The following is a 22,168-nucleotide window of genomic DNA, read 5'->3' on the forward strand; positions in this document are numbered from 1 at the left end:
CGGACGCGGAAGGGCGGCGGGGAGGACCCCGCCGCCCTTCCGCGTTCCCGGGCCCTACTCCACGTCCATCAGCGGGCGGTAGTTGCCGGTCGGGACGAAGTGCGTGGTCGCCACCCCGGTGTCGGTGACCAGGTGGACGGCGAACCCCGCGGGCTCCCCGGTGACCGCGGCGCGGCCCGGCCGGGTCAGGTCCAGGAACAGCTGCCGGTAGGTGCTGGGGCAGGTGACGGCGGTGCGGCCCGCGACCGTGCCCACCGCGCCCCGGTGCACGTGCCCGCTGACCAGCCGCACGACCTGGGGGTGGCGCTCGATCACCCGCACGAACGCCGCGGCGTCCCGGAACCGCATGTCGTCGATGAAGCGGATGCCGATCGGGAACGCCGGATGGTGCGTCGCGATCACGGTCGGGACGTCGGGCGCGGCGGCCAGCGTCGCGTCCAGCCAGGCGATCTGCTCGTCGTCCATCGTCCCGTGCGAGCCGCCCCGCACCGAGGTGTCGCAGCAGACCAGGCGGGTCCCGGCCACGTCCACGGCGTACCGGACGGGCGCGTCCGGCGCGGTGCCGCTCTCGTGGACGGCCGGGTGGTCCTTGAACGCGGCGCGCAGGGCGTCCCGGTCGTCGTGGTTGCCGGGCACGGGGTAGACGGCCATCGGCAGCGGCGACAGCAGCGCGTGCAGCCGCGCGTACTCGTCGGGCCGCCCGCCGTCGGCCAGGTCCCCGGTCAGCACGACGGCGTCGGGCCGGGCGGGCAGCGACAGGAGGCTCGACACCGCCGCCCGCAACGCGCGCACCGGCCCGGAACCGTCGTCGACCTCGCCGTCGGGTCCCGCCGCCAGGTGGATGTCGCTGAGCTGCGCAATGATCGCCATTGATCCTCCCCCAAGGCCAAGCACATCACGGACCGCCGCTCAGGGCACCCCCGCCGCCGGGCCGCGCCGCCCCGGACGAGTGCTGGCACGATCTTTGCGCCGGATTGCCCCCCTGTCGACTCGCCGCCGGGGACAACAGGATCACTTGCTCCGGCGCGGCGCGGAGCCCGGAGGGGCCGGACGGGGGAGGCATGGCGAGCGGAGCGGGCGGGGCGAGCGGCGGGGAACGGCGCCCGCGATGGCGGGCGCGGCGGTCCCGGTACGCGCTCGTGGCGGTCGCGGGGGTTGTGGGAACGGCGCAGATGGTGTTCGGATGCGCGCTGATCGGCTCGCAGAGGGCCGCACAGCCCCGTTCGGGACTCGTGTTGCCCACCACGCCCGCCGCGCCGCTCTCCGGGCCGCAGAGCGCCGCGCCGGACGCGCCGCGGCCGTTGCCGGGGTTCCCGGGCCGGGCGCTGCCCACGTCGCTCTCCATCCCCTCGATCGGGGTGAACTCCCCGCTGGTGCGCGTCGGCCGGGAGGGGAACGGGGCGATCGCCGCCCCGCCGCTGGAGCGGCCCGGCGCGGCGGGCTGGTACGGGTACGGGCCGACGCCGGGGGAGCCGGGCGCGGCGGTGATCGTCGGGCATCTGGACACCCGCACCGGACCGGCGGTGTTCGCGCGGCTGGGCGAGCTGAGGCCCGGCGCGCTCCTGGGGGTGGCGCGGGCGGACGGGACGGTGCCGGTGTTCCGCGTCACCTCCGCCGAGCGGGTCCCGAAGAACGCGTTCCCCGCCACGCGCGTCCACGCGTCCGCCGACGGCCGCCCCGCGCTGCGGCTGGTCACCTGCGCGGGCCGGTACGACCCGCGGCGGCACCTGTACGCCGAGAACCTGGTCGTCTACGCGACGTTCACGGCGTCCTACCGCCTGGCGGACCTGGTCCCCTCCTGACCCGATCTTTGCGTCCCGCCGGTCTGCCCGGACCGCCCCGCCGGGGAGAACGAGATCATGATGCGCAGGCTGGTAGCGGCGGGCACGTGCGCCGTCGCGGCGCTGGGCGCGGGCGTCCCCGGCGTGGCGCTGGCGGAGGGCGGGGCCGTCACCGTGGCGCCGCGGTCGGTCCGCGCGGGGGACCAGGTCATCATCAGGGTCGGGATCGCCGACTGCGGTGACGGCGTGGCCTTCGCGAAGTCCCGCGCGTTCGCCGAGCCCGTCGAGCTCGGCCCGGCGGGACTCACCACGCTCACGGGGCTGGCGTCGGTGCGCCGCACCGCCGAGCCGAGGCGGTACGACGTCACGGTCGAGTGCCTTGAGGAGGACCTGAAGGGGTCCCTGCTCGTCCTGCGCGCCCCGAAGCCGAGGACCCGCACCGTGGTGCGGCACGTGCCCCGGCACGACGGGAGCGGCGGGCTCGACGGGAGCGGCGGGCTCGGCGACTTCGAGGGGACCGCCGACACCCACGTCGGTCCCGCGACCGGCGGAGGGGGGCTGGCCGCGCGGGAGAGGACGGACGGCCGGCCCGGCGCCGCCGCGCTCGGGCTGGCGGGGATCGTCGTGCTCGGCGGGACCGCGTTCGCGGTGCGCTCGGCGCGCTCGGCGCGGCGGCGGAACACCGGGGAGTGAGCCGGCGGGTCAGGCCACGTGGGGGATGACCGCGTTCAGCGCCGAGGTCACGTCCTCGGGCTTGGGCGCCACCGACGGGACCACGTCGCGCAGCGCCAGCCAGCCGTTGATCGCCTGGGCGGTGGGCTTGGCCTCCACCAGCAGGTGGTCGTCCACGCCGAACCATTCGGCGACCTTGGACCAGCGCCACAGCCGGTGCCCGGCGGTGGACAGCTCGGCCGCCGGGAACCCGCCCGGCCCGCGCGCCCCGGTGATCGACATGCGGACGAAGTCGGGGGTGCGCCCCACGCGGTCGGCGATGTCGCGGATCGTCAGCAGCGGATCGACCTCGACCTGGCGGACCCGCACGCCCTCGGCGGCGGTCTCGACATGCGCGACCACCTCCATGATCGCCTCGGCGAGGGTGTTGCCCTCCCAGGTGCAGGAGGCGTTTCCGGGGCGGTCGGCGTGCTGCGGCTCGGTGATGATCGAGACGGTGACCCGGCCCCGCGTCCGGTGCCACAGCGGGTCCAGCTCCTCCTCGTAGAGCGGACGGCTGAGGATCAGCGCGAAGTCATAGCTCGGCATCCGATCCTCCCCGGGGCGATTCCTTCTCCTGGAAAGGTACAACGCCCGAGCGAGGTATGCTGGTGTCGGGAGCAGTCTCCGGAACGGGCCATGCGTTGGTTTCGCATTAGGCGGTCCGGTGACGTACACTTCTGTGTCGGTCCGTTTTCGGCCGCCTTCATCCCTCTCGCACGACCCTCCTCCGGGAGGGGAGCGTCGGTTGTGGTGCGGCCGTCTTCCTCGGTTTCCCTCCATGGGTCTTCCGGGCGTATTCGGGCCGAGTCCAATGAGCCGACAGTGAAGCGCGGAGGACATGCCCAAAAAGGAAGGCGCCATCGAGATCGAGGGCACCGTCATCGAGTCCCTCCCGAACGCGATGTTCCGGGTGGAGCTCGACAACGGGCACAAGGTGCTCGCCCACATCTCCGGCAAGATGCGGATGCACTACATCCGTATCCTGCCGGACGACCGCGTCGTCGTGGAGCTGAGCCCCTACGACCTCACGCGCGGTCGGATCGTTTACCGCTACAAGTAACAGCCCACTGGGGTTGCCTCTCCCGTGCGTGGCGGCGCGGGGGTGACCCTGTGTCCATAGGAGACCCAGTGAAGGTCAAGCCGAGCGTCAAGAAGATCTGCAACAAGTGCCGCGTCATCCGCCGGCACGGCCGGGTCATGGTCATCTGCTCCGACCCGCGCCACAAGCAGCGTCAGGGCTGACGCTCCCGCAGCGTGATCCCGCCCCCGGGCGGGACGAAGATCAACGTATCGCAGCCTTCGCACGGTCGCCGTACGACACCGAACCGGCAGGTCGGGTCGTACGGCTTCACGTGTGAGGGGGCCCACCCCCGGAGCCGGAGGCCGGGGCCGCCACCCGCGAGGGTGTGTGCGGACGCGATGCGCCAATACCTCCGCACAACGAAGGGAACGCCAGCACATGGCACGCCTCCTCGGCGTCGATCTCCCGCGCGACAAGCGTCTGGAGATCGCTCTCACCTACATCTTCGGGATCGGCCGCACCCGCGCGCTGGAGACCCTGGCCGGCACCGGCGTGGACGGCAACCTGCGCGTCCACCAGATCGGCGACGACGAGCTCGTGAAGCTCCGTGACTGGATCGAGGCGAACTACAAGGTCGAGGGTGACCTGCGCCGCGAGGTCCAGGCCGACATCCGTCGCAAGATCGAGATCGGTTGCTACCAGGGCATCCGGCACCGTCGTGGTCTTCCCGTCCACGGTCAGCGCACCCAGACCAACGCGCGCACCCGCAAGGGCAAGAAGAAGACCGTGGCCGGCAAGAAGAAGGCCGGCAAGAAGTAGCAGTCCGCCCGGACCCGGTCCGGTACGGATCGACGACCTGAAGAGTAGAGAGAGCAGATGCCTCCTAAGAGCCGTGTCGGCGCCAAGAAGGTGCGCCGCAAGGAAAAGAAGAACGTCGCCCACGGGCACGCTCACATCAAGAGCACGTTCAACAACACGATCGTCTCGATCACCGACCCCAACGGCAACGTGATCTCCTGGGCCTCCTCGGGCCACGTGGGCTTCAAGGGCTCGCGCAAGTCCACCCCGTTCGCCGCGCAGCAGGCCGCCGAGTCCGCCGCGCGCCGGGCGATGGAGCACGGCATGCGCAAGGTCGACGTCTTCGTGAAGGGCCCGGGCTCGGGCCGCGAGACCGCCATCCGTTCGCTCCAGGCGACCGGCCTCGAGGTGGGCTCGATCCAGGACGTCACGCCCGTTCCGCACAACGGCTGCCGGCCGCCCAAGCGCCGCCGCGTCTGATAGCCGTAGGGGAGATCTAGAACAATGGCTCGTTACACCGGTGCGGACTGCAAGCTCTGCCGCCGCGAGAAGATGAAGCTGTTCCTCAAGGGCAGCAAGTGCGAGGGCCCCAAGTGCCCGATCGAGATCCGTCCTTACCCCCCGGGTGAGCACGGCCGCGGTCGGCCGAAGGAGACCGAGTACCTCCTGCAGCTCCGTGAGAAGCAGAAGGCCAAGCGCATCTACGGCGTGCTGGAGAAGCAGTTCTCCAACTACTACGTCGAGGCCAACCGCCAGGGCGGCAAGACGGGTGAGAACCTGCTCACCCTGCTGGAGCGCCGCCTGGACAACGTGGTGTACCGCGCTGGCTTCGCCAAGTCCCGTGACATGGCCCGCCAGCTGATCCGCCACGGTCACATCCGGGTGAACGGCAAGAAGGTCGACATCCCGTCGTACCTGGTCCGCGAGGCCGACATCGTCGACGTCAAGACCAAGTCCCGGGAGATGACCCCCTTCCAGGTCGCCAAGGCCGAGGTCGGCGAGCGTCAGGTTCCGGCCTGGCTGGGCGTGGACGGCGAGCGCATGCGCGTCCTCGTCCACTCGCTGCCGGTCCGCCAGCAGATCGACGCTCCCGTCCAGGAGCAGCTGATCGTCGAGCTTTACTCCAAGTAAGGCTCTCCGGGCCCGGCGACGGGCCCGCCTTCCATCGCCGGGCGGACGCGCAGCGATCGTGCGTCCGCTTCGGCGATACTGGGAAGAACTCCAACGCGGTCGTCATATAGCGGGCACCGCGGAAAGAAGGCAAACCCATGCTCATCGCACAGCGTCCCAATCTCACCGAAGAGCAGGTCGACGAGTTCCGTTCGCGGTTCACCATCGAGCCGCTGGAGCCGGGCTTCGGCTACACCATCGGCAACTCGCTGCGTCGCACCCTGCTCAGCTCGATCCCCGGTGCCGCCGTCACCAGCATCCGCATCGAGGGCGTGCTGCACGAGTTCTCGACCGTTCCGGGCGTGAAGGAGGATGTCACCGACATCATCCTGAACCTCAAGGAGCTGGTCGTGTCCTCCGAGCACGACGAGCCGGTGGTCATGTACCTGCGCAAGCAGGGCCCGGGCGAGGTCACCGCGGCCGACATCGCGCCGCCGGCGGGCGTCGAGGTCCACAACCCGGACCTGCACATCGCCACGCTGAACAACAAGGCCAAGCTGGAGATGGAGCTGACGGTCGAGCGCGGCCGCGGCTACGTCTCGGCCGCCCAGAACAAGCAGCCGGGCCAGGAGATCGGCCGGATCCCGATCGACTCCATCTACAGCCCGGTGCTGAAGGTCACCTACAAGGTCGAGGCGACCCGGGTCGAGCAGCGCACCGACTTCGACCGCCTCATCCTGGACGTGGAGACCAAGGCGTCGCTGCTGCCGCGCGACGCGGTGGCCTCCGCCGGCAAGACCCTCGTCGAGCTGTTCGGCCTGGCCCGGGAGCTCAACGTCGAGGCCGAGGGCATCGACATGGGCCCGTCCCCGACGGACGCCGCGCTCGCCGCGGACCTGGCCCTGCCGATCGAGGAGCTGAACCTGACGGTCCGCTCCTACAACTGCCTCAAGCGCGAGGGCATCCACTCGGTCGGCGAGCTCGTCGCCCGTTCCGAGCAGGACCTGCTGGACATCCGCAACTTCGGCGCCAAGTCGATCGAGGAAGTCAAGCAGAAGCTCAACGACATGGGCCTGTCGCTGAAGGACTCCCCGCCCGGGTTCGACCCGAGCGCGGCGGCCGACAACTACGGCGACGACGACGGCGCCTACGCCGAGACCGAGCAGTTCTAGCAGACACACCAAGTACCCGGGACGCGTTCCCGTCCCGGGTCCGCGACTGACGTCGGTACCTGACACGGCCGGCGCAGGAAGGACAGAGCAATGCCTCAGCCCACCAAGGGTGCCCGCCTCGGCGGCAGCGCCGCGCACCAGCGCCTGATCCTGGCCAACCTGGCCACGGCGCTGTTCGAGCACGGCCGCATCACCACCACCGAGGCCAAGGCCCGGCGGGTGCGTCCGCTGGCGGAGAAGCTGATCACCAAGGCCAAGAAGGGCGACCTGCACAACCGTCGCCAGGTGGCCCGGGTGATCCGGGACAAGGGCGTGGTGCACCACCTCTTCACCGAGATCGCGGAGCGCTACGAGAGCCGTCCCGGTGGCTACACCCGCATCACCAAGATCGGTCCGCGCAAGGGCGACAACGCCCCCATGGCCGTGATCGAGCTGGTGACCGAGCCGATGGCCGCGCAGTCGTCGGCCACCAAGGCCGAGACCCCGGCCGAGAAGCCCGCCGAGACCCCGGCCGAGGAGACCACCGAGGCCAAGGCCGAGGCTCCCGCCGAGGAGACCGAGCAGGCTCCGGCCGAGGAGAAGGCCGACAAGGAGTAGGGCTCCGGCGAAGGCCCGCCGTTCCGTTACGGGACGGCGGGCCTTTTCTTTGCCAGACTTGATCTCAGGTTGGTCTCGCCGCCCCGCGCGCGGCCGTCCACCCCTTCCTCCAGAACCCCTTCTTTCCAGGACAAGGACACCCCGCCCGCCATGACCGCACTGGTACGCCTCCGCCTCGACATCGGCTACGACGGGACGGACTTCGCCGGCTGGGCCCGGCAGCCCGGCCAGCGCACCGTCCAGGGGGTCATCGAAGACGCCCTGGGGCGGCTGCTGCGGCTGGACCCGCCGCCGATGCTGACCGTCGCCGGGCGCACCGACGCCGGCGTCCACGCGCGCGGCCAGGTCGCGCACGTGGTGGTGCCGGCCGCCGCCTACGCCACGATCAACGGCACCATGCCGCGCCGCCTGGCGGGCCTGCTGCCGCCGGACGTGCGCGTGTGGCGGGTGTCGGTGGCCCCCGAGGGCTTCGACGCGCGGTTCTCGGCGCTGTCGCGGCGGTACGTGTACCGGGTGTGCGACGACCCGGTGGGCGTGGACCCGCTGCGCCGCCACGACGTGCTGTGGTGGCCGCGCCCGCTGAACCTGGACCGGATGAACATGGCCGCCCGGCTGCTGGTCGGCGAGCACGACTTCGCCGCGTACTGCCGCAAGCGGGAGGGCGCGACGACGATCCGGGAGCTGCTGCGGTTCGAGTGGACGCGGGAGGCGCCGCGGCTGGCGGCGGCGACGGTGAAGGCCGACGCGTTCTGCCACTCGATGGTGCGGGCCCTGGTGGGCGCGCTGCTGGTGGTCGGGGACGGCCGCCGCGAGGTGGACTGGCCCGCGCAGGTGCTGACGGCCGGGGTGCGGGACTCGGCGGTGAACGTCGCCCCCGCGCACGGCCTCACCCTGGAGGAGATCGAGTACCCGACCGAGGAGACCCTGCTGGCCCAGCGCGCGCAGGAGACCCGGCGCGTCCGCACCCTGGCCCCCCAGCCGGAGCACTGATCCGGGCGGACGTCACTCGTCCAGGGGCGCCAGCATGTGCCGGATCCAGGGGGCGAAGCCCAGGCGCTCGTACAGCCGTATCGCGTCGCGGTTGGCCTCCACGACCCCGATCGACCAGTGCGTGACGCCGCGTGCGCGCAGCTCCCGCTTGCACGCCTGCAGGAGCGTCGAGCCGGTCCCGCCGCCCCGCGCCCGGTCGGAGACCACCAGGGAGTGGACCTCGCCGTGGGACGGGCCGAGGTCGAAGGTCGGCCCCGAGGGCAGGAGCTGGCAGAGCAGGTAGCCGATCAGCTCGCGCGTCCCGGCGGGGGCGGCGCGGTGCGCCAGGAACAGCAGGGCGCTCCCCTCCCCGAGCCAGGTCCGGTACTGCTCGGAGCACAGGGCCCAGGACTCGCCCGGCCCGCGCACCGGCCACCGCTCATCGGTCACCTCGCGGTGGTGGTCGAGCATGGCGAGCCACAGCGGCTCCAGGCCGGCGACGTCGTCCACGGCCCCGGCGGTGATCTCAACATCCATGATCACAACATAGGCCGACCGGGCCGCCCCGCGGTTCCCGCTCAGCGGCCCGCGCGGGTCTCCACCGAACGGGTCGCGTACCCCAGGACCTGCTGGGCCGCGGCCTTCAGGGCCGTGTCGCCGGGCTTGGCCTTCTTGCCGTTGGCGTACTGGGCGTAGGCGTAGACGAGGTAGCGGCCCCGGACGGTGCTGAGCGCGTAGCCGCCCGCCTGGTCGACCTCCGGGGAGCGCTTGCCCGCCAGCCCGCGGAACCACTCGTAGGCGCTGGGGTCCCCGGCGCGGCTCACCTTCCCGGCGGCGGCGCGGTCGGGCAGCACGGCGATGCCGGTGGTGACGGCGAGGGCGCGGTCGGAGTCCAGGTAGGTGGCGCGGACGACGCGGCGGCAGTCGTGCTGCTTCAGCGCCTGGGCCATCGCGCCGTTGGCGGTCAGCGTGCAGACGTCGTTGAGGGAGAAGCGGTCGCGCAGGTAGGGGCGCCCGCCGAGCGTGACCTGCCGGTCGGGGAACGCCTCGGGCACGGTGAGCGGCCGGGTGTCGCTCTTCTCGCTGTTGATGTCCACCGGCGCCGGCTTGACGGCCGTGGACGGCTTGGCCGGGGAGGGCGCGGCCGGGCTCCTGGTGGCCCGGGTGGTCTTCCCGTCGGCGTCGTCGCCGCCGCCCGCCAGGGCGAAGCCGGAGACCGCGACGACCAGCGCGACGGCCGCGCCCGCGCCGATCAGCAGCGGACGGCGGCGGTTGCCGGGGCTCTTGGCGGGGCCGTCGCTGAGCGGGCCGGTGCCGAAGCGCGGGGTGTCGCCGAAGCCGGGCACCAGCGCGTTGGGGTGCGTGGACGTGCCGTCGGCGGGCCGCGGCGGTGGGGGCTGGGGCGCGGCGGGCGGTGCGGGTGGCACGCGCGGCATGTCGACGACGGTCGGGGCGTCCGACCAGGGCGGCGGGGGAGCGGCGGGCCGTCCGGCGGCGGCCGGGGCGGGCGCCGGCTCCGGGGCCGGTTCGGGCTCGGGGGCCGGTTCGGGCTCGGGGATCGGCTGGGCCTGCGGGATGGGCGCCGCGCTGTCGGCGGGCGGGGTGACGCCCGGCGGCAGGTAGGCGTCCGGCGTCAGGACGGGCTCGGAGTCGGCCGCCTCGGGCTCGGGAGCCTCCGGCGCGGGCTCGGCCGGCTCGGGCTCGGGGTCGGCCGGTGCGGGGTCGGTCGCCTCTGGCTCGGCCGGTGCGGGGTCGGCCGGGGGCTCGGGCTCCATGACCGGGATGCCGTCGGGGTCGGTGTCGGGGAACGACGACACGGCGGGCCGGGGCGGCGGCGGGACCGCGCCGCGGGTGTCGACGGTGGGGGCGCCGCGTCCGGCCACCAGCGCGCCGGGGGCCGGTTCCGCCGCCGGGGCCGCGCCGTTGGCGCCGTCCTCGTCCTCCGAGGCCCACCAGGGCTTCTGGAGGGGCGGCAGCGGCAGCGGGGGCGCGGCGTCCTGCTCGGCGGAGGTCTCCTCCGGAGAGGGGGTCTCCGGCGTCGCCTCGTGGGCGTCCGCGCCCGAGCCGCCGAAACTGGGCGGGGCCGGGGAGGACGGAGCGGACGTCGCCCCGTCGATCTCCCCGGTGCGCTCCCGGGCCTCGTCAGATCCAGACATAGCCAGACAGAGTATTCATACCGCTCATTTTTTGAAGGGTTTGCCTTCGGTTTCCCGATAGGCCAGGGCGAAGCCGAGACCGCTGCCCTTGATCATTTGCTGGCCGAACGCCGAGACCAGCTTGTGCGCGGTGGCCGGGATCTTCTTGCCGTCCGGGCGCTGCACCCAGGTCATCACCAGGTAGTGGCCGCGGACCTCGGCGGTGCCGAGCGCCTCGCCGGTGCCGATCTTCTTGGTGATCCCGGCGCCGGGCAGCGGCTGCAGGAACGAGTCCTTGGCGAGCGCGGCGCGCTGGGCGTACTTGGCGTGGTTCTCGGTCTTGAGGTTCAGCACCCCGACCGTCCCGACCAGCTTGCCGTCGCCGCGCGCGTAGGTGGCGCGCAGCGTCTGCGTGCAGCCGGCCTTCTTCACCGCGGCGACCAGCTTGGCCCCGGTGACGGTGCCGGCGCAGCCCTTGGTGGCCCTCACGGCGGTCCGCGCGTACTTGACGCCGCCGGAGCCCTTGAACGCCGCCTTGGCGAACACCTCGCCCGGCGTGAGCGGCATCGGGTCGGTCTGGCGGCTCTGCAGCTTGACCGGCTCCAGCTTCGGCGCGGTGGGGCTCGGGGAGGCGGCGGGCTGCTTCGGCTTGGCGCCGTTGCCCGTGGCGGCCGTGCCCTTGGGGTCGGACTTCTTGGGCGGGTCGAAGATCCCGGCCGCGCCCGCGCCGATCCCGGCCAGGATCGCCCCGGCGAGGATCGCGCCGCCGATCACCAGCGGCAGGTTGCGTCCCCTCTTGGAACCGCCCTCGTCGGCGAGCGGCCCGTGGCCGCCGGGCCCGCCGGGCCCGTCGCCGAAGGACGCGTGGGGGTCGCCCTGGGGAGGCGGCCCGAACGAGGACCCCTGCTGGCCGAACCGGTCCTGCCCGAACTGCTCCTGCCCGAACTGCTCCTGACCGAACTGCCCCTGCCCGAACGCGGGCTGCTCCGCCCCGAAGGAGTCCCGGCCGAAGGCGTCCTGGCCCGGAGCCCCCTGGCCGAACGACTCCTGCCCGAAGCCGCCGCCCTGCCCGAAGGAGCCGGGGGCGGGCTGCGCCTGCTCGGCGGGCGGCTCGGCGCTCCACGTCCGGCCGGGGTCGCCGTACTGGTCGTTGCCGTACCGGTCGTCGTGGTGCGGGTCGTTGCCGTACTGCTGGTCGGAACCGCCGCCGAATCCACCGGCGTCGTTCCCGAACTCCTGGCCGGTGCCGCGCGGCTCGTGCGACGACGGCTCGGGGAACGCGCCGCCGGATCTGCCTCTATCGCCCGGGTAACCCATGGTTCTGGACCCTACCGTTCCTTCCTCAGGGCTCTGGACCGCCGGAACATCCACCATGACAGGGGGACGAACCGGGCGTCGGAGTTTCGCGGAAGGTCACATCCCGTTCGTCCGGTCAGTTCGTCCGGTCAGGTGGCGCGGCCGTCACTTCCAGCCGAAGTTCTGCGTCCACAGCGGTCCGCCGTTCCCGCCCGCCATGCCGACGCCGATGGCGCGCAGCTTGCAGTTGAGGATGTTGGCGCGGTGGCCGGGGCTGTTCATCCAGCCCTTCGTCACGGCGGCGGCGGTCGGGTAGCCCTTGGCGATGTTCTCGGCGCCGGGGCTGGGGTAACCGGCCTTCTCCATGCGGGCCCACGGGCTGGCGCCGTTGCGGGAGGTGTGGCTGAAGTAGTTGTTGGCCGCCATGTCGGCCGAGTGGCGGCGCGCCGAGAGGACCAGGCGGTTGTCGGCGCGCAGCGCGGGGCAGCCGGCCTTGGCGCGCTCCTTGTTGGTGAGCGTCACCACGGCGGCCTCGGAGGCGTTCATGCCGCCGGTCGGGACCGCGGGCGTCTTCGGCTTCGAGGGCCGGGTGGAACGCGTCGGGGTCGGGGCGGGCTTGCGCGTGGGCTGCGTGCGGACCGCCTTGGGCGACTTGCCGGCCGCCGGCCGCTTGGTCGGCGTGCCGGTCGGCCGGGGGGAGCCGGTCGGCGTCTCCCGCGGGGCCTGCTCGACCGTCTCGGTGGGGCTGGAGGAGGCGGTGGGGCCGCCCGCCGCGGTGGAGCGGGTCTCCGGCTCCGACAGCGCCAGCCGGCCGATGCCGACGCCCGCGCCGATGACCAGCACGCCCCCGGCGGCCAGCGCCAGGACGAGGGGGGACCGGCGACGGCGCGACGGCTCCCCGGGGCCGGGGCCGAACGGCTCGGAACCGGGGCCGAACGGCTCGGGCCCGGCGGCGGAGCCGAGGCGGCGGGGCGCCGGACGGCGGGACGGGGATCGGCGGGGAGCGGACAACGTGACCTCCGGAGGTGGGGCCAGCCCGGTGGCTGGGGTTCCGGTCGGCACCGCACCATACCTGCACAAGATCCCACAAGTGGGGCAAAATCCCGTAATCGCAGGTCACCGGGGACGCTCCGATGGACTTCCGCCCCGCCGGGCACGGGCATCGGGCCGCGTGAGGCATACTGTGAGGTGGCTGGGAGACTGTCACAACGTTCCGCTTTTGACCCGCGCACGCGTGCCTGGGTATCCTGCGGGTTTGTTGTATGCGATGACGCCTGCCCTGTGGGCGGCGCGTCGCAGGCTATGTGATCGGTGTGCCTGGATCCGCTGACTCGGCGGCTCCGGCCCCGGCCTCCCGGAGCGCCAGGTCGGACCAGATTCTGATCGGCGCGAACAGGAATCCGCTGAGTCGACAAGAAACGAAGGCCAACCACCGTGCGCACGTACACCCCTAAGCCCGCTGACGTACAGCGTCAGTGGTACGTCATCGACGCGACCGATGTCGTGCTGGGCCGGCTCGCCAGTCAGGTCGCGCAGTTGCTGCGGGGTAAGCACAAGCCGATCTACGCGCCCCACCTCGACACCGGTGACTTCGTGATCGTCATCAACGCCGACAAGGTGGCGCTGTCCGGCAACAAGCTGGAGCAGAAGCGCGCTTACCGCCACAGCGGCTACCCGGGCGGTCTCCGTTCGGTGGCCTACAGCGACCTGCTGGCCAAGAACCCCGAGCGCGCGGTCGAGAAGGCGATCAAGGGCATGCTGCCCAAGAACTCCCTCGGCCGGAAGATGTTCGGCAAGGTGAAGGTCTACGCCGGTCCCGAGCACCCGCACGCGGCCCAGAAGCCCGTGCCGTTCGAGATCACGCAGATCAGCCAGGTCAAGAAGTAAGACCGCCCGTACGGATCCCCGTACGTCGCGGCAAGCCGTGCCGATCGGCACGCATCCGAAACAGTGGCCGCCGGGGTGCCCGCAGACGCGGGTCCGCCTCCCTGGCTAGAAGACCCTCTGAGGAGAACCGTGGACGAGTCCACCGGCACCGAGACGCCCGAGGGCGTCGAGTTCGACTCGTACGAGGACGCGCCGTCCGAGTACAGCACCGAGACCCCCGAGACCGCCGGCGAGGGCCTCCTGGGCCAGCCGGTCGCCACCGGCCCCGCGGCCGGCACCGGCCGCCGCAAGCAGGCCATCGCGCGGGTCCGCATCGTCCCGGGCTCCGGCCAGTGGACCATCAACGGCCGCACGCTGGACCAGTACTTCCCGAACAAGGTCCACCAGCAGATCGTGAACGAGCCGTTCGTCCTGCTCGGCCTGGAGAACCAGTTCGACGTCATGGTCCGCGTCGGCGGCGGCGGCGTCACCGGCCAGGCCGGCGCCCTGCGCCTGGGCATCTCCCGCGCCCTGCAGACCGCCAACCCCGAGCACCGCCCCGCGCTGAAGAAGGCGGGCTTCCTGACCCGCGACGCGCGCGTGCCCGAGCGGAAGAAGGCCGGTCTCAAGAAGGCCCGCAAGGCGCCGCAGTACAGCAAGCGTTAATCACCACGGTACGAGCCGTCGCATCCCCGGACTTTCCCGCGGCCGACCCGATACGGTCGGCGGCACGAGGATGCGGCGGCTCGTCCGCTTCTTCACGGCTTTCGCGCACTAGATTCGACCGCGTGGAGCGTTCCGGGGGCTCACAGGCCTCCGACGCGTCCCCGCGGTCTTTCGCTTTCTCCGGGAGTTGAACTGTGGGTCGTCTGTTCGGAACCGATGGCGTACGCGGGCTGGCCAACCGTGACCTGACCGCGCCGCTGGCGATGAACCTGTCGGTCGCCGCCGCGCGGGTGCTGGGCGAGGCCGGGGCGTTCGAGGGGCACCGGCCGGTGGCGGTGGTGGGCCGCGATCCGCGCGCCTCCGGCGAGTTCCTGGAGGCCGCCGTGGTGGCGGGCCTGGCCAGCGCCGGGGTGGACGTGCTGCGGCTGGGCGTGCTGCCCACGCCCGCCGTCGCGTTCCTCACGCACGCGCTGGACGCCGACCTCGGCGTGATGCTGTCGGCGTCGCACAACCCGGCGCCCGACAACGGCATCAAGTTCTTCGACCGCAGCGGCCACAAGCTGCCCGACGAGATCGAGGACCGCGTCGAGGCCGCGCTGGGCACCGGCTGGGAGCCGCCGACCGGGTCGGGCGTGGGACGCGTCCGCGAGGCGCACGGCGCGGTGGAGCAGTACGTCGCGCACCTGCTGTCGACGCTGCCGGTGTCGCTGGACGGCCTGAAGGTCGTGGTCGACTGTGCCAACGGCGCCTCCTACGAGGTGGCCCCCGAGGTGCTGCGCCGCGCCGGGGCCGAGGTGATCACCATCGGGGCGGCCCCCGACGGCCTGAACATCAACGCCGGGGTCGGCTCCACCCATCTGGACGCGCTGAAGCGGGCGGTCCGGGAGAGCGGCGCGGACGCGGGCATCGCCAACGACGGCGACGCCGACCGCTGCCTGGCCGTCACCGCCACCGGCGAGGAGGTCGACGGCGACCAGATCATGGCGATCCTGGCCACCGAGCTGCGCGAGGCCGGGAAGCTGGCGGGCGACACGGTCGTGGCGACGGTGATGTCCAACCTCGGCTTCAAGATCGCGATGCGGGACGCGGGGCTGACCGTCATCGAGACCGCCGTGGGCGACCGCTACGTGCTGGAGGTGATGCGGGAGCGCGGCTTCAACCTCGGCGGCGAGCAGTCCGGCCACGTGATCATGCTGGACCACGCCACCACCGGCGACGGCGTGCTGACCGGCCTGCACCTGCTGGCCGCGATCGCCCGCCGCAAGCGCCCGCTGGACGAGCTGGCCAAGGTGATGACCCGCCTTCCGCAGGTCCTGGTGAACGTCAAGGGCGTCGACAAGTCCCGGGCCAAGACCTCGCCGGAGCTGACCGCCGCCGTGGCCGAGGCCGAGGCCGAGCTGGGCGACACCGGCCGTGTCCTGATCCGGCCGTCCGGCACCGAGCCGATGGTCCGGGTGATGGTGGAGGCCGCGACCTCCGACCAGGCGACGGCCGTGGCCGAGCGCCTCGCCGGGGTCGTCCGCACGGCCCTTTCCTGACCGGCCTCCCGAGCCGACGCGCGAGCCCCGCTCCGTCCGGAGCGGGGCTCGCGCGCTATTCGGTGATCTCCAGCTTGCCGACCTTCAGGTGCTTGATCTCCACGGTCCCGGCCTCGAAGTGCTCGACGACCGCCCGCTTGACCACCAGCTTCCCGATGGCCACGGCCCCGATCGCGAGCGCGCCCAGGGCCATGGAGCCCAGCGCCAGCGACCCGAACGCGTTGCCCAGCCGCAGCGAGAACCCGGTGGCCTCCGCCCCGGTCACCTCCGCCCCGGTGGCGCGGGCGCCCACGCCCCGCTCGGCCCGCACGCGCGGCAGCGCCTCCTTGCCCTTCTCGGCGCCGCCGTTCTCGGCGCCGTCGCGCTGTCCGTCCGGCGAGGGGCCCTGCTGGTTCGATTCGGTGCTCATGGGCTCAGACTACGCAGCGGCGCGCAGCCGGGGCGCGAGGCGTTCCAACTGGTCGACGGCCCCGGTCAGGTCGCCGGCCAGCGGGTGGAGGAGCACGTGGTCGGCCCCGGCGTCCAGGTGGTCGCGCAGCCGCCGGGCGACGGCGTCCTCGTCGCCCCAGGCGAGGACGGCGTCCACGAGCCGGTCGCTGCGCTCGCCCGCCAGGTCGGCGTCGCCGTAGCCGAGCCTGCGGTAGCTGGCGATGTAGGGGCTCCCGGCCGTGCCGACGGAGCGCATGATCGCGCGCAGCGTCTCCCGGGCGCTCCCGGGGTCCTCGTCGAGGACGAGGGCCTGGTGGGGGACCAGCAGCGGCCCGGAACCCAGCGCCTCGCGGGCGATCCGGGTGTGCTCGACCGGCTGGAGGAAGGGGTGCGCGCCGTCGGCGCTCTCCCGGGCCAGGCCGAGCGCCTTCGGCCCGAGGGCGGCCAGGACGCGCGGGTACCCCACCTCGGGCAGGATCGTCGCGGCGGCCCGGTCCATGGCCGCCAGGTAGTCCCGCAGGGCGGCGAGCGGGCGTGGCCCGCCCTGGCCGCCCAGCCCGAGGACCAGCCGTCCCGGGTACGCCTCGGCGAGCGCGGCCGCGCCGCCGTGCGCCGCGCCCGGCGAGCGCTGGGTGACGTTGGCGATGCCCGCCCCGGCGACGAGCCGTTCGGTGGCGGCCAGCAGGACACCGAGCTGGGTGAGGATCTCCCGGCTGCTGATCGGATGGCCCGCCGGGGTCTCCCCGGTCCAGAAGGACCCGTAGCCGAGCGCCTCGATCCGCGCGAACTGCTCGCGCTGCACGGCCACGGGCGTGGCCAGCAGGGTCGCCGGGGCGATCCACACGCCGAACCGCCCCAGCCGCCGTCGTACCTCCGTCACGGACATCGTCCCGCCTCCCCACGGTAAGCGGAGGAAGCCTCCGCTTGGATGTCCGCTACGATACGGAGGCAGTCTCCGGTTGGCAATCCCGAGGAGGAACGTGCGAGCCGACGCGCGGCGCAACCGCGAACGCATCCTGGCCGAGGCGCGGGCCGCCCTGGTCGAACGCGGCATCGACGCCTCGCTGGAGGAGGTCGCCGCCCGCGCCGGCGTGGGCATCGGCACCCTGTACCGGCACTTCCCCAGGCGGGAGGACCTGCTGGAGGAGCTGCTGCGGGAACGCTTCGACGCCGTCGCCGACCTCGGCCGCGAGCTGCTCGACGACCCGTCCCCCCGGGACGCGCTGGCCGCGTGGGTGCTGGCGTTCGCGGAGATGAACACCACCTACCGCGGGCTGACCGACGTCCTGATCACGACGCTGCGCGACGAGACCTCGGCCCTGCACGCCTCCTGCGAGGCCATGCGCGCGGCGGGGACGGCCCTGCTGCTGCGCGCCCAGGAGACCGGTCAGGTGCGCGCCGACCTCGAACCGACCGAGCTCCTGGTGCTCGTCTCCGGGGTCACCTGGGCGCACGAGAAGACGGCCGGGCAGGTGCCGCACCGCCTCGACCGTCTGCTGGGGCTGCTGTTCGGTGGGCTCAGCAGCGGCTGAGGAAGTCCTGCAGGGCGGAGTGGTCGGCGCGGGTCACCGGCAGGCCGTACTCGTCGGCGACCGCGACGTACCGCACCGCGTAGGCGCACTGGTAGCTCTGCTGCGGCTTCCACTCGCCGGGGCCCTTGTCGCTCTTCTGGCGGTTCGGGACGCCCCACACGGCCAGCAGGTTGTCCAGGTCGTTGGCGAACCGCTCGCGCTGGTCCCCGCTCCAGCGCGAGGCTCCCATCCGCCAGGCCAGCGCGAGCGGGTAGACGTGGTCGATCTGCACCTCGGCCGCCCTGGACTTGGTGAAGTCGATCCGCTTGCCGCTGTAGGGGTCGTCCAGCACGCCCGCCACGATGTCGCAGCGGCCCTTGCGCTGCGTCTGCCTCAGGTCGCGGGCGAGCACGTCGTTGCGCTGGCCGCAGCCGTTGCGGTCGACGTCCTTCCACCGGGAGCCGAACCTCTCGCGCTCGTACCCCGTGCGGCTCCCCTCGGCCGCGATCCGCAGCCCGGACAGGTCCCGCCGCGCCTCGGCGACCGCCTTCGGCTCGGGCCTGCGCTCCGGGGCGCCGGCCGTCCCGGTGTTCCGCTCCTGCCCGTCGCAGGCCCCCAGGAACGCCGCACCCGCCAGCGCGACCGCCACGGCGCCCGCGCGCCGTCCGGCCGAGTCCGCCCACCTCATCTGTCACCCTCCCTGCCCAGAAGACCCTATGCCCGGACTGGGGGGATTAATCGCGCCCCGGAGGGTCGTCCCCGGGCGCGACCGCCGGTGCGGCACGATGAGACCGTGCTGCACCTGAGAACGATCGTCCCCACGGATCGTACGGACGCGGTCTGCCGGCTGCTCGCCGACGCACCCGGCGTGACCAACGTCGTGGTGCTGCCGGGCGCCGCCCGCGCCCCCGCCGGGGACGTCGTCATGGCCGACATCGCCCGCGAGGCCGTGAACGAGGTGATCGACGAGCTCAAGGGGATGGGCCTGCGCCGCGACGGGGCGATCACCCTGGAGCACATCGACCTGGCGCTGTCGGATCACGCCGACCGCGCCGAGCGCGCCGCCCCCGGCTACGACGAGGACGCGGTCGTCTGGGAGGAACTCGACGAGCGCACCGCCGACGACGCGCGGCTGTCCTGGTCGTTCCTGGCGTTCCTGGCCATCGCCACCCAGCTGGCCGCGATCGCGGCGCTGACCGACTCCACGATCCTGGTGGTCGGCGCGATGGTGGTCGGCCCGGAGTTCGGCGCGGTCGCGGCGATCTGCTACGGGCTGCTGCGGCGGCGGCCGCGGCGGGTCGGCACGGCGCTGCGCACGCTGGTGATCGGGTTCGTGGTGGCGATCGCGGTGACGTACGTGTGCGCGCTGGTGAGCCGGTGGATCGGGGTGATCGAGCTGGACCGGCTGCCGACCCAGCGGCCCAACACCGCGTTCATCTACAGCCCGGACCGGTGGTCGTTCATCGTGGCGCTGCTGGCGGGCGCGGCCGGGGTGCTGTCGATGACGGCGGGCAAGTCGGCGGCGCTGGTCGGGGTGTTCATCTCGGTCACCACCGTCCCGGCCGCCGGGAACCTGGCGGTCGCGCTGGCCCTGAAGCACCGCAGCGAGATCGACGGCTCGCTGCTCCAGCTCGGCGTCAACCTCGCCGGGATGGTCATCGCGGGGACGGTCGTGCTGCTGCTGCAACGCGCCGTGTGGGCGGCGGTGCTGCGCGGCCGCCGCCGCCGGGCCGCCCGCGCCGGGACCTGAGCCCGCCGCGGATCCGGACCCACCCCCCTTGAGGGGGAGACGGGTCAGCCGTATGGCCGATGCCCGGACCGCCGTCAGGCACTAGGTTCGGACGCATGCCGATCATCGCTGCCCAGGGGCTGACGATGAGGTTCCCCGGCGTCACCGCGCTGGACGACCTCACCGTCGCCGTCGAACCGGGCGTCACCGGGCTGGTCGGGGCCAACGGCGCGGGCAAGTCCACCCTCATCAAGATCCTGCTGGGGCTGCTGCCGCCGACCTCCGGCGCCGCGCAGGTCCTCGGCCTGGACATCGCCCGCGACGGGGCGCGCATCCGGGAACGCGTCGGTTTCATGCCCGAGTACGAGGCGCTGCCGCCGGACGTGTCGGCCACCGAGTTCGTGGTCCACATGGCGCGCATGTCGGGCCTGCCGCCCACCGCCGCCCGCGAACGCGCCGCCGACACGCTGCGGCACGTCGGGCTGTACGAGGAGCGGTACCGGCCGATCGGCGGCTACTCCACCGGCATGCGCCAGCGCGTCAAGCTCGCCCAGGCCCTCGTCCACGACCCGCAGCTGGTGTTCCTGGACGAGCCGACCAACGGCCTGGACCCGGCGGGCCGCGACGACATGCTCGGCCTGATCCGCCGGATCGGCGCCGAGTTCGGCATCAGCGTGCTGGTCACCTCGCACCTGCTGGGCGAGCTGGAACGCGTCTGCGACCACGTCGTCATCATCGACGGCGGCAGGCTGCTGCGCTCCCAGGCCGTGGAGGCCTACACCGCCGCCAGCGGCTCCCTGGTCGTGGAGGTCGAGGAGGGCCGCGACCGGCTCGGGCAGCGCCTGCACGACCAGGGCGTGGCGGTGCGCCCCGAGGGCCGCCTGCTGGTGGTCGACATCGCGGACGAGGAGACCTACGACCGCATCCGCGACGGCGTGGCCGACCTGGGGCTGCGGCTGGTCCGGCTGGAGCAGCGCCGCCACCACATCGAGGAGGTCTTCGCCGTGGGGTCCGAACAGCCGCACCCGGTTCCGCAGGGGGCTCCCCGATGACCGTCAGCACCATCCACGACATCGGCTACCGGCACTACGAGGGACGCCGGCTCGGCCGCGGCTACGTGCTGCGCTCGCTGTTCGTGCACAACCTGCGCGCCGCGTACGGCCTGGGCCGCCCGGCCCGCGCGAAGGTGATGCCGTTCCTGCTGCTGGCGGTCATGATGCTGCCCTCGGTGGGCAGCGTCGCGGCGGTCGCGATCACCAAGGAGCCGCGCGGGCTGATCCCCTACGCCGCCTACGCCAACATCCTCCAGGTCGTCATCGCGATCTTCCTGGCGACGCAGGCGCCGGTGCTGGCCTCCCGCGAGCTGCGCTTCCACGTGGTCCCGCTGTACTTCTCCCGCCCGGTCGGGCACCTGGACTTCGTGCTGGCCAAGCTCGCGGCGATGACGACGGCGCTGCTGGCGCTGCTCACCCTGCCGGTCACGCTGCTGTACGTCGGCGGGCTGGTCACCAAGGTCCCCGACTCCGGCGAGCACCTGGTGCGGTACCTGACGGCGCTGGTCGGCTGCGCGCTGTTCGCGGTGGTGCTGGCCTCGATCGGGCTGGTGGTGTCGGCGTTCACGCCGCGCCGCGGCTTCGGCGTCGCCGCCGTGATCGCGGTCTACATGCTGACCAGCGCGTTCGTGGTGATCGTGCAGGGGCTGGCGGAGATGCGGACGAACTTCACCCTCGCCGGGTGGGTCGGGCTGCTGACGCCGTTCAACCTGGTGGACATCGTCCAGGTCCGGCTGCTGGGGGCCCCGAGGTCGTCGGCGGCGATGCCGGAGGGCACGCTCGCGGGCATGGTCGCGCTGGCGGTGTGCGTCGCGCTCGTCGCCGGGTCCACCGCCGTCCTGTACGCCCGGTTCCGGAAGGCGGGGCTCTCATGAGCGTGCTGACGTTGGAGAACGTGTCGCGCTGGTACGGCAACGTCGTGGCCGTCAACGGCGTCTCCATGACCATCGGCCCCGGCGTCACCGGCCTGCTCGGCCCCAACGGCGCGGGCAAGTCCACCCTCATCCACATGATGGGCGGCTTCCTGGAGCCCTCGGCCGGGTCCGTCACCCTCGACGGCACGCCGATCTGGCGCAACCCCGACGTCTACCGGCGCCTCGGCCTGGTCCCCGAACGCGAGAGCGCCTACGACTTCCTCACCGGCCGCCAGTTCATCCTGGCGATGGCCAGGCTGCACAAGCTGCCCGACCCCGACGCCGCCGCGCGGCGGGCCATCGACCGGGTGGAGATGGAGTACGCCGCCGACCGGCAGATCGGCAACTACTCCAAGGGCATGAAGCAGCGCATCAAGATGGCCTCGGCGCTGGTCCACGACCCGCCGGTGCTGCTGCTGGACGAGCCGTTCAACGGCATGGACCCGCGCCAGCGGCTCCAGCTGATGGACCTGATCCGGAAGATGGCCGCCGAGGGCCGCACGATCCTGTTCTCCTCGCACATCCTGGAGGAGGTGGAGCGGCTCGCCGGGCAGATCGAGGTGATCGTCGCCGGGCGGCACGCGGCCTCGGGGGACTTCCGGGAGATCCGGCGGCTGATGACCGACCGGCCGCACCGGTTCCTGGTGCGGTCCGGCGACGACCGGGCCCTGGCCGCGGCGATCATCGCGGACGGCTCGGCGCGCGGCGTCCACCTCACCCCCAAGGGCCTGGAGATCGAGGCGACGGACTTCCAGCGGTTCACCTGGCTGCTGCCGCGGCTGGCGCGGGACGCGGGTATCCGGCTGTGGGAGGTCTCCCCGTCCGACGAGTCCCTGGAAAGCGTCTTCTCCTACCTGGTAGCGCGGTGAT

Annotated in this window: 27 protein-coding genes; 18 read left to right on the forward strand and 9 right to left on the reverse strand. The window is 72.9% G+C overall.

The genetic code is table 11. The annotated features are described in order from the left end of the window. Window positions 1-54: 54 nt before the first annotated feature. A complete protein-coding gene (locus HNR61_RS29780; protein ID WP_067822821.1) occupies window positions 55-870 on the reverse strand; it encodes a phosphodiesterase in 816 nt (271 codons plus the stop codon). Between the two features lie 191 nt (window positions 871-1,061). Between HNR61_RS29780 and HNR61_RS29785 the strand changes: the two genes are divergently transcribed. Together HNR61_RS29785 and HNR61_RS29790 are read left to right on the forward strand one after the other, a co-directional pair. Beyond that, the gene (locus tag HNR61_RS29785; RefSeq protein WP_246443965.1) at window positions 1,062-1,802 is read left to right on the forward strand and encodes a class F sortase; all 741 of its coding nucleotides are present in this window, start codon (window positions 1,062-1,064) and stop codon (window positions 1,800-1,802) included. 60 nt (window positions 1,803-1,862) lie between these two features. Beyond that, on the forward strand, window positions 1,863-2,474 hold the full coding sequence (locus HNR61_RS29790; RefSeq protein WP_182846496.1) for a hypothetical protein: 612 nt from the start codon (window positions 1,863-1,865) through the stop codon (window positions 2,472-2,474). A 9-nt stretch (window positions 2,475-2,483) separates the two neighbouring features. Here HNR61_RS29790 and HNR61_RS29795 read toward each other — a convergent pair whose 3' ends face one another. Continuing rightward, window positions 2,484-3,041: a hypothetical protein gene (locus HNR61_RS29795; protein WP_182846497.1), complete on the reverse strand. Its 558-nt coding sequence runs from the start codon at window positions 3,039-3,041 to the stop codon at window positions 2,484-2,486. 292 nt (window positions 3,042-3,333) lie between these two features. Between HNR61_RS29795 and infA the strand changes: the two genes are divergently transcribed. The 8 genes from infA to truA all read left to right on the forward strand — a co-directional run bounded on the left by infA (window position 3,334) and on the right by truA (window position 8,183). Next, window positions 3,334-3,555, forward strand: a complete 222-nt coding sequence (gene infA / locus HNR61_RS29800) for a translation initiation factor IF-1 (RefSeq protein ID WP_018657567.1) — start codon at window positions 3,334-3,336, stop codon at window positions 3,553-3,555. A 68-nt stretch (window positions 3,556-3,623) separates the two neighbouring features. After that, the gene (gene rpmJ / locus HNR61_RS29805; RefSeq protein WP_021596712.1) at window positions 3,624-3,737 is read left to right on the forward strand and encodes a 50S ribosomal protein L36; all 114 of its coding nucleotides are present in this window, start codon (window positions 3,624-3,626) and stop codon (window positions 3,735-3,737) included. 217 nt (window positions 3,738-3,954) lie between these two features. Beyond that, a complete protein-coding gene (gene rpsM / locus HNR61_RS29810) occupies window positions 3,955-4,335 on the forward strand; it encodes a 30S ribosomal protein S13 (RefSeq protein ID WP_067822810.1) in 381 nt (126 codons plus the stop codon). 57 nt (window positions 4,336-4,392) lie between these two features. Further along, entirely contained in the window at window positions 4,393-4,794 is a 402-nt protein-coding gene (gene rpsK / locus HNR61_RS29815) for a 30S ribosomal protein S11 (RefSeq protein ID WP_067486841.1), read from the forward strand. 24 nt (window positions 4,795-4,818) lie between these two features. After that, window positions 4,819-5,445 (forward strand): 30S ribosomal protein S4, encoded by a 627-nt coding sequence (gene rpsD / locus HNR61_RS29820; RefSeq protein ID WP_067822807.1) that lies wholly within the window; start codon window positions 4,819-4,821, stop codon window positions 5,443-5,445. 137 nt (window positions 5,446-5,582) lie between these two features. Beyond that, entirely contained in the window at window positions 5,583-6,596 is a 1,014-nt protein-coding gene (locus HNR61_RS29825; protein ID WP_182846498.1) for a DNA-directed RNA polymerase subunit alpha, read from the forward strand. A 90-nt stretch (window positions 6,597-6,686) separates the two neighbouring features. Continuing rightward, entirely contained in the window at window positions 6,687-7,193 is a 507-nt protein-coding gene (rplQ, locus tag HNR61_RS29830) for a 50S ribosomal protein L17 (protein ID WP_182846499.1), read from the forward strand. A 150-nt stretch (window positions 7,194-7,343) separates the two neighbouring features. Beyond that, window positions 7,344-8,183 carry a tRNA pseudouridine(38-40) synthase TruA gene (truA, locus tag HNR61_RS29835; RefSeq protein WP_174567416.1) on the forward strand — a complete coding sequence of 280 codons (840 nt, stop codon included), beginning with the start codon at window positions 7,344-7,346 and terminating at the stop codon, window positions 8,181-8,183. 12 nt (window positions 8,184-8,195) lie between these two features. Here truA and HNR61_RS29840 read toward each other — a convergent pair whose 3' ends face one another. From HNR61_RS29840 to HNR61_RS29855, 4 genes are all read right to left on the reverse strand, one after another. Beyond that, a complete protein-coding gene (locus HNR61_RS29840) occupies window positions 8,196-8,699 on the reverse strand; it encodes a GNAT family N-acetyltransferase (RefSeq protein WP_182846500.1) in 504 nt (167 codons plus the stop codon). 41 nt (window positions 8,700-8,740) lie between these two features. After that, window positions 8,741-10,318 carry a hypothetical protein gene (locus HNR61_RS29845; RefSeq protein ID WP_182846501.1) on the reverse strand — a complete coding sequence of 526 codons (1,578 nt, stop codon included), beginning with the start codon at window positions 10,316-10,318 and terminating at the stop codon, window positions 8,741-8,743. Between the two features lie 24 nt (window positions 10,319-10,342). After that, complete coding sequence (locus HNR61_RS29850) at window positions 10,343-11,614, reverse strand: hypothetical protein (protein ID WP_182846502.1); 1,272 nt, start codon at window positions 11,612-11,614, stop codon at window positions 10,343-10,345. 144 nt (window positions 11,615-11,758) lie between these two features. Further along, the gene (locus HNR61_RS29855; protein ID WP_182846503.1) at window positions 11,759-12,604 is read right to left on the reverse strand and encodes a CAP domain-containing protein; all 846 of its coding nucleotides are present in this window, start codon (window positions 12,602-12,604) and stop codon (window positions 11,759-11,761) included. 423 nt (window positions 12,605-13,027) lie between these two features. On the opposite strand from HNR61_RS29855, the gene rplM reads away from it, so the two are divergent. From rplM to glmM, 3 genes are all read left to right on the forward strand, one after another. Continuing rightward, a complete protein-coding gene (gene rplM / locus HNR61_RS29860; protein ID WP_067822787.1) occupies window positions 13,028-13,480 on the forward strand; it encodes a 50S ribosomal protein L13 in 453 nt (150 codons plus the stop codon). Window positions 13,481-13,609: 129 nt separating this feature from the next. After that, window positions 13,610-14,125 (forward strand): 30S ribosomal protein S9, encoded by a 516-nt coding sequence (gene rpsI, locus HNR61_RS29865; RefSeq protein WP_067822784.1) that lies wholly within the window; start codon window positions 13,610-13,612, stop codon window positions 14,123-14,125. A 194-nt stretch (window positions 14,126-14,319) separates the two neighbouring features. Continuing rightward, window positions 14,320-15,663, forward strand: coding sequence for a phosphoglucosamine mutase (gene glmM / locus HNR61_RS29870; protein ID WP_182846504.1), 1,344 nt, complete (start codon window positions 14,320-14,322; stop codon window positions 15,661-15,663). Between the two features lie 55 nt (window positions 15,664-15,718). Here the strand turns inward: glmM and HNR61_RS29875 are convergent, their stop codons facing one another. Both HNR61_RS29875 and HNR61_RS29880 read right to left on the reverse strand, forming a co-directional pair. Beyond that, entirely contained in the window at window positions 15,719-16,072 is a 354-nt protein-coding gene (locus HNR61_RS29875; RefSeq protein WP_182846505.1) for a hypothetical protein, read from the reverse strand. Between the two features lie 9 nt (window positions 16,073-16,081). After that, on the reverse strand, window positions 16,082-16,978 hold the full coding sequence (locus HNR61_RS29880; protein ID WP_182846506.1) for a TIGR03620 family F420-dependent LLM class oxidoreductase: 897 nt from the start codon (window positions 16,976-16,978) through the stop codon (window positions 16,082-16,084). 94 nt (window positions 16,979-17,072) lie between these two features. On the opposite strand from HNR61_RS29880, the gene HNR61_RS29885 reads away from it, so the two are divergent. Further along, entirely contained in the window at window positions 17,073-17,624 is a 552-nt protein-coding gene (locus HNR61_RS29885; RefSeq protein WP_312898157.1) for a TetR/AcrR family transcriptional regulator, read from the forward strand. Here the strand turns inward: HNR61_RS29885 and HNR61_RS29890 are convergent. Then, the gene (locus tag HNR61_RS29890) at window positions 17,611-18,291 is read right to left on the reverse strand and encodes an HNH endonuclease family protein (RefSeq protein ID WP_182846508.1); all 681 of its coding nucleotides are present in this window, start codon (window positions 18,289-18,291) and stop codon (window positions 17,611-17,613) included. The two genes, HNR61_RS29885 and HNR61_RS29890, sit on opposite strands and share 14 nt — an antisense overlap. Before the next feature lie 105 nt (window positions 18,292-18,396). Between HNR61_RS29890 and HNR61_RS29895 the strand changes: the two genes are divergently transcribed. From HNR61_RS29895 to HNR61_RS29910, 4 genes are all read left to right on the forward strand, one after another. Continuing rightward, window positions 18,397-19,353 carry a DUF389 domain-containing protein gene (locus HNR61_RS29895; protein ID WP_182846509.1) on the forward strand — a complete coding sequence of 319 codons (957 nt, stop codon included), beginning with the start codon at window positions 18,397-18,399 and terminating at the stop codon, window positions 19,351-19,353. Window positions 19,354-19,448: 95 nt separating this feature from the next. Next, complete coding sequence (locus tag HNR61_RS29900) at window positions 19,449-20,384, forward strand: ABC transporter ATP-binding protein (protein ID WP_182846510.1); 936 nt, start codon at window positions 19,449-19,451, stop codon at window positions 20,382-20,384. Beyond that, the gene (locus HNR61_RS29905; protein WP_182846511.1) at window positions 20,381-21,259 is read left to right on the forward strand and encodes an ABC transporter permease subunit; all 879 of its coding nucleotides are present in this window, start codon (window positions 20,381-20,383) and stop codon (window positions 21,257-21,259) included. Before HNR61_RS29900 ends, HNR61_RS29905 begins: the two co-directional genes overlap by 4 nt. Further along, a complete protein-coding gene (locus HNR61_RS29910) occupies window positions 21,256-22,167 on the forward strand; it encodes an ABC transporter ATP-binding protein (RefSeq protein ID WP_182846512.1) in 912 nt (303 codons plus the stop codon). Before HNR61_RS29905 ends, HNR61_RS29910 begins: the two co-directional genes overlap by 4 nt. Window position 22,168 lies beyond the last annotated feature (1 nt).

The organism is Actinomadura kijaniata, from assembly GCF_014138665.1.
Taxonomy (GTDB): domain Bacteria; phylum Actinomycetota; class Actinomycetes; order Streptosporangiales; family Streptosporangiaceae; genus Spirillospora; species Spirillospora kijaniata.

Coding starts and splice junctions, on each gene's coding strand:
- HNR61_RS29780 (WP_067822821.1), bottom strand. CDS start 870: ATGGCGATCATTGCGCAGCTCAGCGACATCCACCTGGCGGCGGGACCC.
- HNR61_RS29785 (WP_246443965.1), top strand. CDS start 1,062: ATGGCGAGCGGAGCGGGCGGGGCGAGCGGCGGGGAACGGCGCCCGCGA.
- HNR61_RS29790 (WP_182846496.1), top strand. CDS start 1,863: ATGCGCAGGCTGGTAGCGGCGGGCACGTGCGCCGTCGCGGCGCTGGGC.
- HNR61_RS29795 (WP_182846497.1), bottom strand. CDS start 3,041: ATGCCGAGCTATGACTTCGCGCTGATCCTCAGCCGTCCGCTCTACGAG.
- infA (WP_018657567.1), top strand. CDS start 3,334: ATGCCCAAAAAGGAAGGCGCCATCGAGATCGAGGGCACCGTCATCGAG.
- rpsM (WP_067822810.1), top strand. CDS start 3,955: ATGGCACGCCTCCTCGGCGTCGATCTCCCGCGCGACAAGCGTCTGGAG.
- rpsK (WP_067486841.1), top strand. CDS start 4,393: ATGCCTCCTAAGAGCCGTGTCGGCGCCAAGAAGGTGCGCCGCAAGGAA.
- rpsD (WP_067822807.1), top strand. CDS start 4,819: ATGGCTCGTTACACCGGTGCGGACTGCAAGCTCTGCCGCCGCGAGAAG.
- HNR61_RS29825 (WP_182846498.1), top strand. CDS start 5,583: ATGCTCATCGCACAGCGTCCCAATCTCACCGAAGAGCAGGTCGACGAG.
- rplQ (WP_182846499.1), top strand. CDS start 6,687: ATGCCTCAGCCCACCAAGGGTGCCCGCCTCGGCGGCAGCGCCGCGCAC.
- truA (WP_174567416.1), top strand. CDS start 7,344: ATGACCGCACTGGTACGCCTCCGCCTCGACATCGGCTACGACGGGACG.
- HNR61_RS29840 (WP_182846500.1), bottom strand. CDS start 8,699: ATGGATGTTGAGATCACCGCCGGGGCCGTGGACGACGTCGCCGGCCTG.
- HNR61_RS29845 (WP_182846501.1), bottom strand. CDS start 10,318: ATGTCTGGATCTGACGAGGCCCGGGAGCGCACCGGGGAGATCGACGGG.
- HNR61_RS29850 (WP_182846502.1), bottom strand. CDS start 11,614: ATGGGTTACCCGGGCGATAGAGGCAGATCCGGCGGCGCGTTCCCCGAG.
- HNR61_RS29875 (WP_182846505.1), bottom strand. CDS start 16,072: ATGAGCACCGAATCGAACCAGCAGGGCCCCTCGCCGGACGGACAGCGC.
- HNR61_RS29880 (WP_182846506.1), bottom strand. CDS start 16,978: ATGTCCGTGACGGAGGTACGACGGCGGCTGGGGCGGTTCGGCGTGTGG.
- HNR61_RS29890 (WP_182846508.1), bottom strand. CDS start 18,291: ATGAGGTGGGCGGACTCGGCCGGACGGCGCGCGGGCGCCGTGGCGGTC.
- HNR61_RS29900 (WP_182846510.1), top strand. CDS start 19,449: ATGCCGATCATCGCTGCCCAGGGGCTGACGATGAGGTTCCCCGGCGTC.
- HNR61_RS29905 (WP_182846511.1), top strand. CDS start 20,381: ATGACCGTCAGCACCATCCACGACATCGGCTACCGGCACTACGAGGGA.
- HNR61_RS29910 (WP_182846512.1), top strand. CDS start 21,256: ATGAGCGTGCTGACGTTGGAGAACGTGTCGCGCTGGTACGGCAACGTC.